1 protein-coding gene and 1 pseudogene are annotated in these 1,811 nt (G+C 64.1%); both read left to right on the top strand.

Translation table 11 applies throughout. The features are described 5' to 3' along the window. A partial coding sequence (locus ACP5E6_RS18945; protein WP_427957030.1) for a hypothetical protein occupies positions 1-771 on the top strand: 771 nt, incomplete at its 5' end. Positions 772-825: 54 nt separating this feature from the next. Continuing rightward, positions 826-1,811: pseudogene (locus tag ACP5E6_RS18940) on the top strand (ATP-binding protein); the annotation flags it as partial.

Raw genomic sequence — 1,811 nt, 5'->3', positions numbered from 1 at the left:
GGGCAAGTCCGCCGAAACCGTCACCGGTGGCGCCGCAACCGTCACCGGCCAGACGGCGCAGTTGACCTACGGCAACGGCTGATCCAGGCGGATGTGATGGCGCGTCTTGAGCATCTTCTCCCGTCGAGCTGCCGTCCCGCCCATCCGGCGGCGCTCGATCTGGGCGATGCTGAGACGCGCCTGTCCGTCATCGCCAACGCCAAAGACGTGTGCGCGATCTGCGAGGCGCGCGGCGGATGGCTCGATCTCTATTTCATCGATAATGACGCGCGAAACTTCGATCGCGGCAATCTTCTCCCCGCCTGTCCGCTCTGCCGCGCGGGGCAGGGGTTGCATCGCTCCCACGCCGCGATCGAATTCCTGCCGGTCTGGGTCCCCGAGATCCCGCAGATTGCGATCAACCGGCTGACACGAATTCTGCATTTGCGGCTGCTCGATGCCGGGGAGACCCCGGTGATCGACCAGCGGCATCGGCCGTCCCTCGATGATCAGACAACGCGGGATCTGGTCTCGGCTTATCTCGCCCTGGCCAATCGAAGCGTGCGTCTCGGGATCGTCCTCGGTGGCTATTCCCCGAACGCCCGCGATCTGGCGACGCTGTTCTACGCGGCCGATCCGGGTCGCGGTGCCTGTCCGCAAAAGCTGAGTGCTGGACTGCGGCTGCTGCCTCTCGGGCGCTACATGGTCGATGGCAAGGATCGATATGCCGAAGCCCTTGGCCGGCCTCCTCCGAATGCCGCGACGCCGGTAAATGCGCAGGAGGCGGCGTGATGATGTTCCCCGCTTGCACACGACTCCTCCTTCATCCCCAACCCGGTTGAATTCATGGCGCTATCCGACAAAATTCTCGGCGGTATTTTCGGCTTCTTCAAACAGCCGCTGGAGTCCTACTGCGATCTCGAGACGGTCGATGGCGCATCGCTGCTGACCAGCAAGGGCGAGTATATCACGCTGATCGAGATCCACGGGTCGCGGCGGATGTTCAACGCCAGCGACGTCGACGCCAAGGTCGAGAGGCTACGCCTCGATATCCAGTCCGGCTTTGAGTTTCAGGGGCACGGGCTGCAAGCGTGGTTCGCCACCGATCCCGGTCTGATCGAGGACGCCATCGCCGCCCATCTCGCCGGGCCACGCGCGACGGCGCGCGAACTCGACATCAATCTCGATGACATCTTCAACGAGCGTGCGCGGGTGTTTCCCAAACTCATGCGCTGGGAACGCTGTTTTCTCGTGGTCTGGTCGCGCCGTGCCCTGCTGACCCGCGATGAGGAAAAGATCGTCTCCGCCGAACAGGCGAAACTATCCGAGGGCGCCCCCTCGCTCACCAATACCCAGAACATCTTCCTGGCGACCGATCTGCTTTCCACCAAGCATACCGCCTTCGTTTCCCGCGTGGTGACGGCGTTGCGCGGGATCGACGTCGCCTGCGATGAACTCGATCCGCGGGATGCATTGCGCTGCATCCGCGAGGCGATCGGGCAGACCAGCGAGCCGCACTGGCGGCCGTTCCTGCCCGGTGATCCGGTCGCCCCGCGACTGCCCGATGACAGGCCGAAGAAGGGTCAGGTCGATTATCTGCTCTGGCCCACGCTGGCCTCGCAACTGTTCGCCGACGATGCCGAGACCGAGGGCATGCGGATCGTCACCATGGGTACCTATGAATGGACCACGGTGGAGATCACGGTCGGGCCCGAGGATGCGCGATCGTTCTCCGAACTGGTCGCGCGCATGGCGGCATCGAACATCCCCTGGCGGATGTCGATGTGGATCGAGGGCGGCGGGGCGATCCTCGCCGGCCTCAAATCCGGCAT

The sequence above is a fragment of the Acidiphilium sp. genome (genome assembly GCF_049977125.1).
In the GTDB taxonomy this organism is placed as follows: domain Bacteria; phylum Pseudomonadota; class Alphaproteobacteria; order Acetobacterales; family Acetobacteraceae; genus Acidiphilium.
Note: the sequence above shows the minus strand (reverse complement) of the source record. Positions and strands in the feature narration are given on the sequence as shown.